Annotated in this window: 14 protein-coding genes; 12 read left to right on the top strand and 2 right to left on the bottom strand. The window is 64.5% G+C overall.

Features of this window, described 5'->3' with window-relative positions; translation table 11 throughout:
• Positions 1–181 precede the first annotated feature (181 nt).
• The 4 genes from Spa11_RS07715 (at position 182) to Spa11_RS07730 (ending at position 4,775) form a co-directional block, all read left to right on the top strand.
• Positions 182–1,582 (top strand): hypothetical protein, encoded by a 1,401-nt coding sequence (locus tag Spa11_RS07715; protein ID WP_145110310.1) that lies wholly within the window; start codon positions 182–184, stop codon positions 1,580–1,582.
• 570 nt (positions 1,583–2,152) lie between these two features.
• Positions 2,153–3,307, top strand: a complete 1,155-nt coding sequence (locus Spa11_RS07720; protein WP_145110312.1) for a UDP-N-acetylglucosamine--N-acetylmuramyl-(pentapeptide) pyrophosphoryl-undecaprenol N-acetylglucosamine transferase — start codon at positions 2,153–2,155, stop codon at positions 3,305–3,307.
• Between the two features lie 247 nt (positions 3,308–3,554).
• Complete coding sequence (locus Spa11_RS07725) at positions 3,555–3,944, top strand: response regulator transcription factor (protein WP_145110315.1); 390 nt, start codon at positions 3,555–3,557, stop codon at positions 3,942–3,944.
• Between the two features lie 312 nt (positions 3,945–4,256).
• Positions 4,257–4,775 (top strand): rhodanese-like domain-containing protein, encoded by a 519-nt coding sequence (locus Spa11_RS07730; RefSeq protein WP_145110318.1) that lies wholly within the window; start codon positions 4,257–4,259, stop codon positions 4,773–4,775.
• Positions 4,776–4,846: 71 nt separating this feature from the next.
• On the opposite strand, the gene Spa11_RS07735 is transcribed toward Spa11_RS07730, so the two are convergent.
• The gene (locus Spa11_RS07735) at positions 4,847–6,196 is read right to left on the bottom strand and encodes an HNH endonuclease (protein ID WP_197529820.1); all 1,350 of its coding nucleotides are present in this window, start codon (positions 6,194–6,196) and stop codon (positions 4,847–4,849) included.
• Between the two features lie 101 nt (positions 6,197–6,297).
• On the opposite strand from Spa11_RS07735, the gene Spa11_RS07740 reads away from it, so the two are divergent.
• From Spa11_RS07740 to Spa11_RS07750, 3 genes are all read left to right on the top strand, one after another.
• Positions 6,298–7,047 (top strand): sulfite exporter TauE/SafE family protein, encoded by a 750-nt coding sequence (locus Spa11_RS07740; RefSeq protein ID WP_145110324.1) that lies wholly within the window; start codon positions 6,298–6,300, stop codon positions 7,045–7,047.
• An 87-nt stretch (positions 7,048–7,134) separates the two neighbouring features.
• Positions 7,135–7,422, top strand: coding sequence for a type II toxin-antitoxin system HigB family toxin (locus Spa11_RS07745; protein ID WP_145110327.1), 288 nt, complete (start codon positions 7,135–7,137; stop codon positions 7,420–7,422).
• 4 nt (positions 7,423–7,426) lie between these two features.
• Positions 7,427–7,855, top strand: a complete 429-nt coding sequence (locus Spa11_RS07750) for a helix-turn-helix domain-containing protein (protein ID WP_145110330.1) — start codon at positions 7,427–7,429, stop codon at positions 7,853–7,855.
• A 100-nt stretch (positions 7,856–7,955) separates the two neighbouring features.
• Here Spa11_RS07750 and Spa11_RS07755 read toward each other — a convergent pair whose 3' ends face one another.
• Positions 7,956–8,699 carry a hypothetical protein gene (locus Spa11_RS07755; RefSeq protein ID WP_145110333.1) on the bottom strand — a complete coding sequence of 248 codons (744 nt, stop codon included), beginning with the start codon at positions 8,697–8,699 and terminating at the stop codon, positions 7,956–7,958.
• A gap of 317 nt (positions 8,700–9,016) precedes the next feature.
• Between Spa11_RS07755 and rimO the strand changes: the two genes are divergently transcribed.
• From rimO to Spa11_RS07780, 5 genes are all read left to right on the top strand, one after another.
• Positions 9,017–10,405: a 30S ribosomal protein S12 methylthiotransferase RimO gene (gene rimO, locus Spa11_RS07760; protein ID WP_231933196.1), complete on the top strand. Its 1,389-nt coding sequence runs from the start codon at positions 9,017–9,019 to the stop codon at positions 10,403–10,405.
• Between the two features lie 152 nt (positions 10,406–10,557).
• Entirely contained in the window at positions 10,558–11,178 is a 621-nt protein-coding gene (pgsA, locus tag Spa11_RS07765) for a CDP-diacylglycerol--glycerol-3-phosphate 3-phosphatidyltransferase (RefSeq protein ID WP_197529821.1), read from the top strand.
• A 3-nt stretch (positions 11,179–11,181) separates the two neighbouring features.
• Positions 11,182–12,039 carry a CPBP family intramembrane glutamic endopeptidase gene (locus Spa11_RS07770; protein ID WP_145110342.1) on the top strand — a complete coding sequence of 286 codons (858 nt, stop codon included), beginning with the start codon at positions 11,182–11,184 and terminating at the stop codon, positions 12,037–12,039.
• Positions 12,036–12,356: a DUF167 domain-containing protein gene (locus Spa11_RS07775; RefSeq protein WP_145110345.1), complete on the top strand. Its 321-nt coding sequence runs from the start codon at positions 12,036–12,038 to the stop codon at positions 12,354–12,356. Before Spa11_RS07770 ends, Spa11_RS07775 begins: the two co-directional genes overlap by 4 nt.
• A gap of 149 nt (positions 12,357–12,505) precedes the next feature.
• On the top strand, positions 12,506–13,795 hold the full coding sequence (locus Spa11_RS07780; RefSeq protein ID WP_145110348.1) for an efflux RND transporter periplasmic adaptor subunit: 1,290 nt from the start codon (positions 12,506–12,508) through the stop codon (positions 13,793–13,795).
• The last annotated feature ends 35 nt before the right edge of the window (positions 13,796–13,830 follow it).

Genomic DNA, 13,830 nt, shown 5'->3' on the forward strand with positions numbered 1-13,830 from the left:
CTGCGGCGACGGACGGTTGTTGCGGGGCGATTTCTGGATGCTGGCGCCAACATTCCCTCAAGTTCGGGGCGGCGTGCGGGAAACGCCTTGACGGGGGGCGGCGATTCTTGAAGTATCCGCCCGCTCGGTCGGAAGGATTCGACCGGCTCTTCGTCACGACGACTGGCAAGGAGGCCAGGCGATGGCGCCCGGCAACGATGCCAAACTGACGCGGCTGCGCGACCTGTTGCCGGGGGCGATCTACCTCCCGGCCGACAGCGACCCCGCGCTGACCACGGTCCGGACGGACGCCGCGGCGGTCCAGCCCGGCGACCTCTATGTCCACCTCGACCCGTTCGACTCGACCGACGCCGAGATCGCCGTCATCCGCGGCGCCGCGGCGGTCATCACCGAACGGTTGCTGCCCGACGTGCCCGTCCCGTTGGTGCTGGTCGACGACGGCTTCGCCGCGTGCGCCGAGCTAACGGCGGCGATGGCGCCGATTCGCTCGACACTTCCCACGATTGTCAGCGTCGGCGGCGTGACGGGCGCCTGCCGAGTCGCGACGATCGTCGCCGCGATCCATGCGCATGCGGGCGAACGCGTCGGCCTGCTGACCGAATCCTGTGACGACGATGGCGAGCATTGCTTGCCTCGTGACCAACGATCCAAAGACGCCGCGAGCCGTTGGCTCCGCCGCTGCGAACTCGGCGACGTGACGACGGCGATTGCCCAGACCGTTGCGGGCGAGCAAGCCGGGGCGACGCCGCTCGTGGCGTGCCTCGTGTCGCTGCGCTGCGACGGACTCGACAACTTGGGCCGGCCGTGTTGGGAATCGAACGCGGCGCATCGCCGTGCGGTTGTCGATTCGCTCGGCGAACTCGACGCCGGCGTGACGCTCGTCGTCAACGCCGACGACTCTGAATGTATCCGCGTCGCTTCGACTCACACGGGCCGCGTGCTGACGTTTGGCGAGTCGGGGACCGCCGACATCCGCGTCGTCCCGGTCGAGTCCCACGCCGCGGGGCAGACGCTCATTGTTGCGGTTGGTAGTGACTCGGCCTGCGTGGCGATCGGGTCGCCCGGTCGCGCCGCTCGGCGTGATGCGGCGGCGGCGATTGCGGCCGCCCTTGCCGTTGGCTTCGACTTACAGACCGCGGTGCGAGGCGTCGACCTGTCGCCGTGCGTGCCGGGCGCGCTGAGCCCCGTGCCGTGCGGGCAGGCGTTCTCGGTTTACATCGACAATGCGGTGCGGCCGACGGACCTCGCCGACGCCTTCGACGGCGCGCGGGGCAAAGGCCGCTTACTCGCAGTCGTGAAGCTGGCCGACTCGGCGATCGTCGCGCTGCGACAGTTGTCGGCGGCGTCGCAACTTGCCGACCGGGTGTTCGCTCACGGCCGCGTCGAGCTCGAGGACGACACGCCTGCTGGCGTCACGGTCGTTGAAGACCGCTTGTCGGCGATCGCCGTCGCGATTGGCCTAGCGGACGAAGGCGATTCGGTCCTCGTGGCCGGCAGTCACGACGAGAAGAGCGACCGCCAATTGATCACCAAGCTGCTGCGTCGTCGCCTGGAGTGCGAAGACCGCCGCGCGGCGGCTTGAATTTAATTAACCAACACAACGGAGACACCCAAGTTTCATCGTCGGCCGCCGAAGATTGCGGGGTCCTAGGCGGCTACCCCCCCCGGGGTGAAACAAACAGTTCGCGGCGCCGGTGGATTCTGGGTCATCCGCCTGTCGCGGGCGTTTCACGGTGAAGCTTACGTCTGAACGTCGGGGCCGACGAAACCGTCGCCCCGGCGTTCAGCGGATACAGCAGCTGGCAGCGTGCAGGCTGGGACGCTGACCGAGTTGGAAGTGTTGAGTGACGGCGAGCCGGGAGCGTTAGCGACCTGAGTTGAAGTGGGCGCCCGGGTTCTGGAAGAGTGGAACCACGGATGACACGGATGAACACGGATTTGTTGTTTAGTTGAGCGAGCGAAGCGAGGCGTTGTTCCACTCCCACTTGTGGGGAGGGAGGGTGACATACGGCTCGCTTCGGTCACGACCAACAAACCATCCGTGTCTATCTGTGTCATCCGTGGTTCCATTTATTAGAACCCACGTCTCCGTTTCATCTCGGGGCGTTGACGCTTCCGGCTCCCCTTTGTTGATATCGCTGGGGTATATTCGATGGCTCGTGCTCCTCACATCCTGATTGCTGGCGGTGGGTCGCTGGGGAGTATTTACCCGGGGCTATCGATCGCTCGGCAGTTCCAGGAGCGGATGCCCGGGGCGCGGGTGACAATCGCGGGCGATGGCCGTGCGATTGAACGGCACACCGTGCGTGGGGCGGGGCTTCGATACTCGACGGTTCCTTCGAGCCGCTTTCCAACGTGCATGCTCGAGGCGCCGCGGTACGTGCTGCGCAATGCGGCGGGTTGGTGCGTCGCCCATTGGCTGTTGCGGGAGCAGGAGATCGATCTGGTGATCTCGCTCGGCGGGCATGCGGCGGGACCGATGGTTCGCGCGGCACGGGCGAGCGGCGTCCCCTACGCGATCGTTGAGCAAGACTGCCTCCCGTACCCGGCGACGCGCGACGCGACTCGCGACGCCAGCGTGGTGTGTCTTGCCCAAGACGAGACCGCCGCGCGGCTGCCGATGGGCGCGCCGGTGCGTTGGACCGGGCCGGTGGGTCGGCCTGGCTTTGAGGATGACTTCGGACATTGCCCTGGCGGACGCCTGCCGATGGCCGGCGACGACGGGCGGCCGCGGCTCGTGGTGCTCGGCGGTGTGGCGGGCGCGACGTCGCTCAATGAGTCGATGCCCGAAGCGATCAAGCGTCTCGGCGCCGCGGCCGCCGATTGGCAAGTCGTTCATCAGACCGGCGACGGCTGGCTCACCGCGACCGAGTCCCGCTACGCGGCCGTCGGCGTCAACGCGCTCGTGGTGACCTACATCGACGAGCTTGCCCATCTCGCTCGGTCGTCGGACCTGATCGTCTGCCGCCCGAGCGGCTCGACGCTCGCCGAGGTGTCGCTCGCCGGATTGCCGGCGGTGTTCGTGCCCGACTCACGGCGTCGCGACGGGCTGCACGAGGCCAACGCCCAGTTTGCGGCGCTCCGCACGGGCTGCCCGACCGTTAACGAGAACGACGGCGACCTCGCCGCGTCACTCGCCGGCTGCTTGCGGCCGTTGCTCGAGGACGAGGCTCGTCGCGACACGATCGCCGAGCGGCTGCGAAAAATGGCCCGCCCCGAAGCGTCGGCCCTGGTCGCGGACGCCGTTTGCGAAGCCCTGGGCGTGCTGGCAGTCGCCGAGCCGCCGCGCCTACGCTTGGCGGCATAGTCTTCTCAAGACAAGTTATTCTCCACGACGGGCACGAAGGACACGACGAGCGTCTTGGCGGGGCACAGCTAGTCCCGAAGGCAGGCCGTCGTGTTCTTCGTGCCCGTCGTGGTGAACTTTTTTTCTTTGGCTCGAGGTTGGGTGTCCGGCGGCTGGGTCGCTTTGCAAACGGGGGCGCCGGCGGTATACCGGGGGTTTTGCTGCACCCCGCCTGTTACCGTCGGCCCGTCCCCCGGGCTGCCCCGTTATGCCAGTCGCTAAGAAAGCCACGACCGCCAAACGCGTTCTCCTCGTGGACGACGACGCCGAGATCATCGAGTCGCTCCGCCTCGCGCTCGAAGCCAACGGTTACGAGGTCCTCGTGGCCCGCGACGGCAACCAGGGCCTGGCGCTGACCGAGCGCGAGAACCCCGACCTGGTGATCCTCGACATGATGATGCCCAAGCGGTCGGGCTTCTTGGTGCTCGAGCGCCTGCGCCGCACGCAGGAAGATTCGCCGCCGGTGATCATGATCACGGCCAACGAGGGGAACCGCCACAAGGCCTACGCCGAGATGCTCGGCGTGGACGAGTACCTGCGGAAGCCGTTCCCGATGGACAAGCTGCTCGAGAGCGTGAAGCGGCTGGTGGGCGGTTGAGCGATTATTTAGCCCCCCGTCAATGACGGGGGGCTAATTGCGATGGGGGCTAGTTGCGCGACGCGGGGCCAACGGTGGGGGTGACCTCATTGTGGTTGGGAGCGTCGATCCCCCTCGATTCAGATTCGCCAACATAGTGGCTATTTCGATTCGCGACGCAGGGGCGGATCCCTTAAAATGGCAGGCCTGTAGGAGGGGTCTCCCGACCCCGATTCCGCGCACCACACCGATTCGGCAGGCAGCGCGTTATCGGCGTCGGGAGACTCCTCCCACATTCTTCGTGCCACCATCATTTGACCCCCGGGGTTCAACATGATCCGCCTGCTGCTCGTTCTCGCCCTCTGCCTCCCGTTCGCGGCAGCTCCATTGGTGGAAGTCCAGGCCGCGGAGGCCCAACCCACCGAGGCCCAACCCACCGAGGCCCAACCCACCGAGGCTCAGCCCACCCGCGCGCGGACGCGCATCCGTGTCGAGCACACCAAGGACTCGCTCGCGAAGATCCACGAGCTGGTCGAGGAAGAGAAAGCGGTGCTGGTCGATGTCCGCACCAAGGAGGAGTGGGTGAAGGGCCGCGTCGCGGGCGCCGTGCATGTGCCTAGTGATTCCTTACGGAAGCACAGCTACGACGCGGAAAAGATCGCGAAGCGGTTGCCGAAGGACAAGCCGCTGTACCTCTACTGCCAGATCGGCATGCGTTCGAAGCAAGCCGCGGCGATCCTGGTGCGCGAGGGGTATGACGCCCGGGCGCTGAAGCCGGGGCCGGAAGAGATCGTGGAGAGCGGGGCGGGATTTGAAATGGAGGCGGGGGAGGACGCGGTGGCAGCGGAGTAGGTTTCGCGCGGAGACGCAAAGGGGGAGGACTCACGCAAAGACGCGAAGGCGCGAAGAAGAAGGCCCCTTGTTCAAATCTTGTCTGATTTGGTGAGGTTGCACTTTCGGCATAGGAGTTGGACGTTCTGCTCCGAGTTGCTACCACCTCGCGCGACCGGGACGATGTGATCGAACTCCAGATAGTCAGTGGCGCTGCACTCAACGCACATGCCGCCGTAGGTTTGCCAGACTCTTTGGCGAACATCTCTTGGGATGTGTCGGTTTACGACCCCTTCGACTTTACGAGTGAGCTGTTGGCTGTGTAGTCGGAGTATGGTTGAGAACTTCTCTGGGAGTAGAGAGTAAGGATTCTGCGCGAAGTAAAACCGAAGCTCAGGCTTATTCGCAGCGGATATCAGGATTGCCTCGCCTGAAGTTCGCCACGAAACGATCTTCGGGTAGGCGATCGGGATCGTTTTGCTCACGGATTCAAAGAGCAATCGGCTATCCGTAAGCATAATCCGCCCTTCGTGCTCGTCGATCCGATCACCATTCTTCATGCTCTTGGTGATTTGTAGTAAGCAAGGTTCGGAAACGTAGAGAAGCTCACCTGCTTTCAGATTGATGCCCACGGGGACTGGAATGGTGTCGATATGTCCGCTTTCTAGGCTTGCTCGATCTTTCAGAAGTTGGATTTCTTTTCGCAGGTAAATAGTGAACTGCGTATCGAACTCGAAGGTCGATACGAGCCATGACAAATACGTCTCCTCTTGAGGTGTTAGTACACCGTCGGCTTTGGTGTCCGCAAGCACGTGCTCTGCAAATGACTTGCTTATCGAACGAGAAGCAGACTTCAGCTGCTCTTCCTGAATGCCAAGACTACGAGCAGAAATCCGTAGGTTGTTCCAGGTCTGCTCCTTCAGATGTCCGGTCGCGACTGCTTCGGCAAACAGCCCGCGAAGCAATCCTAGTCCTTCGCTCAATAGGTACTGCTGTACGAACTGCGGCACCGATAGGTGAAGAAAGGATGATATCTCTGAGAGGGATTGAAGCTCGACCGAAGAAAGTGATCCGTCCGCCAAGTACTCACCGATTTTTGATCCGAAGGCGGAGACCGCAACATCTTCGCGCAACTGCCTAACTTCGCGAGCATCGAGTCGCAGTCGCTCTTCGACAAACGCGAGCGTCTTTTGCTTACCTGTGTCTGGGACACCCTCAATCCAAAATCGTTGCAAGAGCCCTTCGTAGTACTTCTTCGAGGCGACCCGGACATCCGTTACGGTGCAGTCGATCGGCTCAAGCACCTTGTCGAGATCAAACGCTCTTCGTTGAGTAGTGAAGGCATGTCCGATAGCCGAAACGAGGACTGCGACCCGTTCGTCTTGTCCTGGGTTGGCTACAGCGGCCCATGCCTTCTGGAAGAGGCCTTTGATTTTGGACATAGTGGTTTCGTCCCAATCCGCTTGAGTTGACACGACGAGAGCTGGCAGCATAGTCATCTATTCGCTTCGGTCAAACCGGCGAACCTCAGACGATAAACCAAGTGACCGACGCCGTTCTCTTGTTGCTGTTGTTCTTGGCGGCGATGCTCTACACGTCGGTGGGGCATGCGGGGGCTTCGGGGTATTTGGCGGCGATGGCGCTGGTGGGGCTTGCGCCGGAGACGATGCGGCCGGCGGCGTTGGTGCTGAATGTGTTTGTGGCGACGCTGGCGTCGGTGCGCTACGTGCGTGCGGGGCGGTTCTCTTGGCGGCTCTTCTGGCCGCTGGCGCTCGCCGCGGCGCCGATGGCGTTTGTGGGGGGCGCTGTGCAGCTCCCCAGCCAACTGTTTCGGGCGCTGGTGGGCGTGGCGCTGCTGCTGGCCGCGTGGCGGCTGTGGTTGGCGCCGAAGACGCTGCCCGATGGCGATACGAAGCCGCTCGATGAAGTGCATCCGCCGCCGCTGCCCGTGGCGATTCTTTGCGGCGCCGCGATTGGTCTGGTGGCCGGGCTGACGGGGACCGGTGGCGGCATCTACCTGAGCCCGATCATCGTGCTCAGCGGCTGGGCGAGCCTGCGCACGACGGCGGGCGTGTCGGTGCTGTTCATCCTGGTGAACTCGCTAGCGGGCCTCGCCGGCCTCGCGACGAAGGCGATCGAGTGGCCACCGCTTTTGCCGGTGTGGATCGTCGTGGTGCTGGTGGGCGGCTGGATCGGCTCGGAGCTCGGCGCCCGAAGGTTGGCGACGCCGAAGCTGCGGCGGCTCTTGGCGGTGGTGCTGGTGATCGCGGCGTTGAAGTTGTTGTTGACCTAGGTCCAGGTTTAGCAAAATGCGAAATTGCCCCTTGCCGCCGTTTCGCATTCTGCTAAAATCGGCTTGAAGAGATCTCTGGGCGAGGCAATGCGTATCATCTCCCGCAAATCACTCCGCGAGTTCTGGGAGCGGCATCCCGAGGCGGAGGGCCCTTTGCGGGCGTGGTTCCAGGTCGTCAGTCGGACGCGTTTCGCGAACTTCGCGGAGCTGCGCACCGCGTTCCCCAGCGCCGACAAGGTCGGTCGTTTGATCGTCTTCAACATCGGCGGTAACAAATTCCGGCTGGTGGCGTCGATCCACTTCAATCGTGGGATTCTCTACGTGCGGACGGTGCTCACGCATCGTGACTACGACCAAGGCAACTGGCAGGAGTGACAAAATGGCCGCTACCAAGGCCGCCAAGGCCGGCGACGAGTATCTCGACCTGGTGGCGGCGTGCCCGCTGCGCCCGATCGTCACCGCCGCGGCGCACGGCCGCGCCCTCGCCATGGCCGGGGAACTGATGGACCGTGCACGGCTGTCGAAGGAGGCAGCTGACTACCTCGACGTGCTCGCGTCGCTCATCGAGCACTATGAGGCGACGCATGAGCCCGTCGCCCCGGCGAGCGACGCGGAACTGCTTGCGCTGTTGATGGACGAACGGGGCGTCACCGCTCGACAACTGGCCGAGGCGACCGGCGTTGTCGGTTCCACGCTGTCGGCGGTTCGCAACGGCAAGCGGAAGCTGACACGCGAACAAGTGACACAAGTCGCCAGTTACTTTGGGGTGTCGCCAGTGGCATTTCTTTCGCCGGCAGGTACGCCATGACTGTTGTCTGCCTCGAGCCGCACCTTTTCTGTGTCTCCGCGTCTCTGCGCGAAACAACTATCTCGAATGGTGGGGCGTCAGGCACAGCCTGACCTACAAATCAATCGAGTGAGATCGTGCGCGCGAGGGGTTCGAGCACCGATTCGATCACGTAGTGGTCGAGCACTTCGTAGGCGACTTTCGTGAGGCCGTCGAGCGCGTCGTTGAGGGACTGGCCGGGGTCGAGGCTGCCGTAGCGGCGGGCGGTGACGTAGACGCTCAGCTGTTCTTCTTGGTACTCGCCGGTGCGGACCTGGTACGGCGTGGTGCGCGACTCGACGCCGACGCGGCACTGGGTGCGGCATTCGTCGTCGAGGGCGATCGTGACCGTCGGCTCGTACTGGACGAACTTGGCGCCGGGGATCGTCGTGAGCCGGTCGAGGCCGGGGCAGACGCCGAGGGCCTCGGCCACGAGCTCGTTGTGGTTGCCGCGGTAGTTGAAGTCGAAGCCCCACATGAGGTCGAGGGCCTCGCAGTCGAGCGGGCTCACCGACAGCTCGTAGGGCGCGAGCTCGAGCGCTTGGCGGTGTTGCTCGAGGGCGTCTTCGATCCGCGGCGGGTTGACGTGGCCCGAGGAGAGCCGGCGGGGCTCGATCGAGCACCAGCGGTACGAGCCCTTGTCCTTGTCCTCTTCGAGGATGAAGTCATTGCGGTCGCGGGCGTAGAAGTTCCGCATCTCTGGGTAACGCTTCTGCATCTGCTCCGCGAAGTGCAGCACGACGTCGCGGCTGCTGGGGAGCTCCATCTCGGTGCTGAGATTGACGTTGACGTAGAAGTCGTCGGAGAGCGACGCGTAACGATTCATCCGGAAGATTCGCCCGAGGGGGAGAGGTTGGCGGCAATTCCGAAGTATAGGGCGGGGCTGTGGGGGGCGTCAAAAGCGAGGAAACAGGGGGAATGACGAAGCACGAATGACGAATGACGAACCTGTCGGAGGGCTCCGACCGCGTCCGACAGGGTCGTCATTCGTGCTTCGTCATTCGTCATTTAGGCGTTCATCTCTGTCATTTCGCGGGAAATTGCCCCCTGCTTCAGCCGCTTAACCGCTTGCCCGGAGTGTGCCTAGCTCGCCACAATAAGGGGCTTCCCCCGTCCCTCGCCCCCCCGTCCCGCGTCCCTCCTTTGCCCACCAACTTCACCAACGACATCCGTCAGGCCGACCAAGCCAAGGGACGCTACGCGTTTATCAGCCTGGGCTGCCCGAAGAACACGGTCGATAGCGAGCGGATGCTGGGGCTCTTGCAGCTCGACGGCTACGAACTGGTGGCCGACCCGGAGGGCGCCGACTTCGCGATCGTCAATACGTGTGGCTTCATTGAGGCCGCTCGCAATGAATCCTTCGCGTCGATCGACGAGATGATCGAGTTGAAGAAGGCCGGCAAGCTGCGCGGCGTGATCGTCAGCGGCTGCCTAGCGGAGCGGCAGAAAGAACTATTGCTCGAGCATCGGCCCGAGATCGATCACTTGGTGGGCGTGTTTGGGCGTGACGAGGTGACGAAGGTTGCGGACCGGCTCTTGGGCGGGCTCGAAGAGCAGCGCCTGGTGTTCAAGCCGGCGCCGGCGCGGCCGTTGCACGACGACCAGCGGCTGCGGATCACGCCGGGACACTTCGCGTATCTCAAGATCAGCGAAGGCTGTGACCGGCTGTGTACGTTCTGCGCGATCCCGAAGATGCGCGGCAAGCACGCCACGAAGCCGATCGAAGAGGTGATCGCCGAGGCGAAGCAGCTCGCCGCCGACGGCGTGCGTGAGCTGGTCGTCGTCGCGCAGGACACGACCTACTACGGGATGGACCTGTATGGCGAGCCGCGGCTCGCGGAGTTGATCCACAAGCTCGACGAGGTCGAGGGCCTGGAGTGGGTCCGGCTGATGTACCTCTACCCGATGTACTTCAGCGACGACGTGATCGACGCGATCGCGCAGAGCAAGAAGGTCGTGCCGTACATCGACATGCCGCTGCAACACGCCAGCGACGCGATGCTCAAGCGGATGCAGCGCCGCGTCGCCAGCGGGCCGACCCGTGAACTCGTGCAAAAGCTGCGTGACCGCATCCCGAACCTCGTGCTGCGGACGACGTTCATCACGGGCTTCCCCGGCGAGACCGACGCAGACTTCGCGGAGCTGTGCGACTTCGTCGAGGAGTTCCGCTTCGAGCGGCTCGGCGTGTTTACTTATTCGCTCGAGCCCGACACGCCCGCGGCGCGATTGCCGAACCACCTGCCGGAAGAGATCAAGGAACAGCGCCGCGATGAGCTGATGGCGATCCAGCAGCGATTGGCGTTCGAGTGGGCCGACGCGCAGGTTGGCAAGCAGATGGAGGTGCTGATCGACAGCCCCGTGCCGGGCGAACGGGCCGCCTGGATCGGCCGCACCGCCGCGGACGCGCCGGACGTGGACTGCGTGGCGTACGTCACGGGCGAAGGTTTGCAGCCGGGCGACATCGTGCCGTGCGAAGTGGTGGCGCGGAACGATTACGATCTGGTGACCGTTGCTGTTGGGGAGCCTCGTTGAGGGGAACCACAGATGGACACGGATGCACACAGATAAGAGCCCGCGAATGACGCGAATAATCGCGAATGAAATGAACTTTGATCGGATTGCCTGCAACATGATTCGCGCCTATTCGCGTTATTCGTGGGCTTAATCTTTATCCGTGTTTATCTGTGTCCATCCGTGGTTCCAATTCGGAAGTCCCCCTAGGGAAGCTGAGCGATCCGCCGAACGCGATTACCGCTTCGCGGCTCGTGGTGACGGTGGCCTGCTTTGTGTGTTTGTCGCTTGGTTGGTACCGCGCGGGCCTCGTGGCGTTTGTGCTCGCTGCGGCGACGGACTGGGCGGATGGTTACTGGGCGCGGCGGTGGGGGCCGATCACGAAGCTGGGCCGCGTGCTCGATCCGCTGGCGGACAAGCTGCTGATCTGTGGCGTTTACATCTATCTGGCGGCGATCCCCGACTCGCGCGTGCTGCCGTGGATGACGGTGCTGATCCTCGCGCGCGAGTTCGTGGTGACGACGCTGCGGGCGATGGTGGAGTCGGCGGGCGGCGACTTCTCGGCGGTGTGGATCGGCAAGTGGAAGTTCACGTTGCAGGTGATCGCCGCGGCGCTCAGCCTGCTCTACGTGTCGCCATGGCGGACGGCTGGCTGGCCGACGCCGGTGACGCTGGGCGCGGGACTCGTTGACGCGTTCGTGTGGGCGATGCTGATCGTGACGGCGATCTCGGGGGTGACGTACACTCGTGCGGCGATCGCGGCGATGCGGTCGAGTCAGCCGACCTTGGAATGAACGATGCCTGTCGGCGTTTCCCCCTTTTGGCAGAGCGCTTTCCCGACGCTGACGCTGCTGACGGCGTTGGTGGTAGCGTCGGCGTGGTATGGAGCGGTGCGGATCGCTTCAGGAAAACCGGTGATTGAGTCGCGAGGTCGGCGCCGTGTGCCGTGGGGCGCTGAGAGCTTGGTGCTTGCGGCGGTCATGCTCCTCGGCTCTCTTGCCAGCCTGCTTCCTCGTTCTGAGGCCTACGAGTCGCCAAAGATTGACCTAACGTCGGCGGCGGGCCTCGGCTTAACGTGGTTCTTGATGGCTGGCTTCGTGATTCTGTGGATTCGTGTTACCTACTCCACGAAGCGGAGCGACTTTGGATTGCCTCGCTCGGCCGCCGAGGCCGGCCGCGACGTGGTGCTCGGCGTAGGGGCGTGCTTGGCGATGCTCGTGCCCGTTTATGTGGTTCAACTACTGCTAGTGATGGTGATCGGTTTGCCGTCGAGCCATCCGACCATTGAGCAACTCCTCACCAACCCAACGTTGGAAACAATCGTCGCTGCCGCGTTGATGGCGGTGGTGATCGCGCCGCTGTTCGAGGAGCTGGCGTTCCGTGTGCTGCTGCAAGGTTGGCTCGAGCGGATCGGCGGACGCCGGGCGTGGTGGCCGGTCTTCGTCAGTGCGGCGCTGTTCGCCCTGGCGCACTCGGGTCAGGGGTGGGCGCCCGTGCCACTGGCGGTGCTCGCCGCGGGGATCGGGTACGTTTATCGGCAGACACACCGGCTCGTGCCGATCGTCGCGATGCACATGGCGTTCAACGCCCTGGGGCTCGCCATGGCGATCGCGACGGGAGGGCAAGCCGACGTCGTTCCGCCGCCGGCGCCATGAGCGACACGGTTCAATCGACGGTAGAGGCGGCAGCCGAGGGCGTCGTGATCCGCGTCCGCGCCCAGCCGGGCGCCCGCCGCAACGGCGTGACGGGCGTGCGCGAAGCGGAGTTGTGCGTCGCGGTGACGGCGCCCCCCGACAAGGGACGCGCGAACGACGCGATCGTTAAGGTCGTAGCAAAATCCATCGGCGTGCCCCGCACCCGGGTCAAGATTCTCAGCGGCGAGACGAACCGTCATAAGCGGTTGGCGGTCGATGGCGTGACGGTGGTGGGTGTCGTCGATGCGTTGCGCGCGGTGCTTGGTCTTCGCATTTAGCCCCCGGTCAATGACGGGGGGCTAAATGCGAGTGGCAAGGTCCCGCGACGGGGCGCCGCGTTGCTGGTTTGAAGATTGCCGCCTACGATCATTGCTCTCGAACGATACGCCACTGCCTCCCTCCTAACGGCTCCCTCGCCCGCCCGCCGATGACTCACCGATTGGTCCGATTGGGCCGTTTCACGTTCCTGGTGCTGCTGACGCTAGTGGCTTGCGGCGTCATGTGGTGGTCGAGCCGCAAGACCGACGAGGCCGACGCGATCGCCGCCGCGGCCGACGTGGCGCCGCCGGCGTTGGCGGCTCAGCCGCGGACGCTGGTGCAGGCCCTGGCGGTCGAGCCAGCGGTGCATGATGTGGTGGTCCGCTACAGCGGCAAGATCCAGGCGTGGGAGACTTACTCGCTGGGCTTCGAGGTCGCAGGCCGCGTGGCGTCGCTCGGAAAGAACGCCCAGGGGGAACCGCTCGACGACGGCGACCGGGTCGAGAAGGGCCAACTGCTCGCGCGGCTCGATGACCGCATCTTCCGGGCGCGGGTGGCCGAGGCGGTCGCGAACTTCGAGATGGCGGCTTCCGATGTCGAACGCGGCCGGCGGGCGCGCGACGTGATCACCGAGGCCGAGTTCCAAACCTTGGTCACCTCCCGGGCGCAGGCGCAGGCCGCCCAGGAGATCGCGGAGAAGAACCTCGACGACTCGCTGCTGACTTCGCCGATCAACGCCACGATCGCGCGGCGGATGGTCGAGGCGGGCGAAACCGTCGCCGCCAACGAGGTCGTTTACGAACTCGTCGAGAACGATCGCCTGCGACTGGTGGTCAACATCCCCGAAGCGCGGGTGCGGGAGCTTGAACTACGCCGCCGGCAAGTCGCCGAAGCGCAGGCAAGCGGCAGCTCTGATCCAGAGGGGGGCGTGTTCCGCGCCCGAGTGCAGCTCGAGGGGAAGGACCTCTATGGCAAGCAATGGGCGCCGATCGACGCGGAGGTCTACCGCATCGCCGAGCGGGCCGACCCGGCGACGGGGCTCTTCGAGGTCGAGGTGGCGATCGACAACCGCGCGGGACTGTTGCGCCCCGGCATGGTGGCGACCGCGGGCATCGTCACCGACCGGGTGCTCGCCTATGCGGCGCCCGAGGCGGCCGTACTGTTTCGGCAGGGACAGACGTACCTCTACACGATTGAAGATGACCCCGCGGCGATGCCCGTGATGTTCTGGGAAGTCGGCGAGTCGCAAGTGCAACGAGCGCGGCGGGTCGAACTGTCGCGTTGGATCGACCAGGGGGAGACGATCCTGCTGCCGGTGGACGCGGTGGACCTGTCGGCAGTCGTCGTACGCGGGCAGGAACGCCTGCGTGATGGGCAGTTGGTGAGGATGGTGGAACCGAAGGACGCCGGCGCCGAGATCACCCGAGCCAGTGCCACGACAGACAAGCAGCGACTGTAGAACCCAAGTACGATTGCACGGCGCGGTTTCTAACG

The organism is Botrimarina mediterranea, assembly GCF_007753265.1.
GTDB classification, from domain to species: domain Bacteria; phylum Planctomycetota; class Planctomycetia; order Pirellulales; family Lacipirellulaceae; genus Botrimarina; species Botrimarina mediterranea.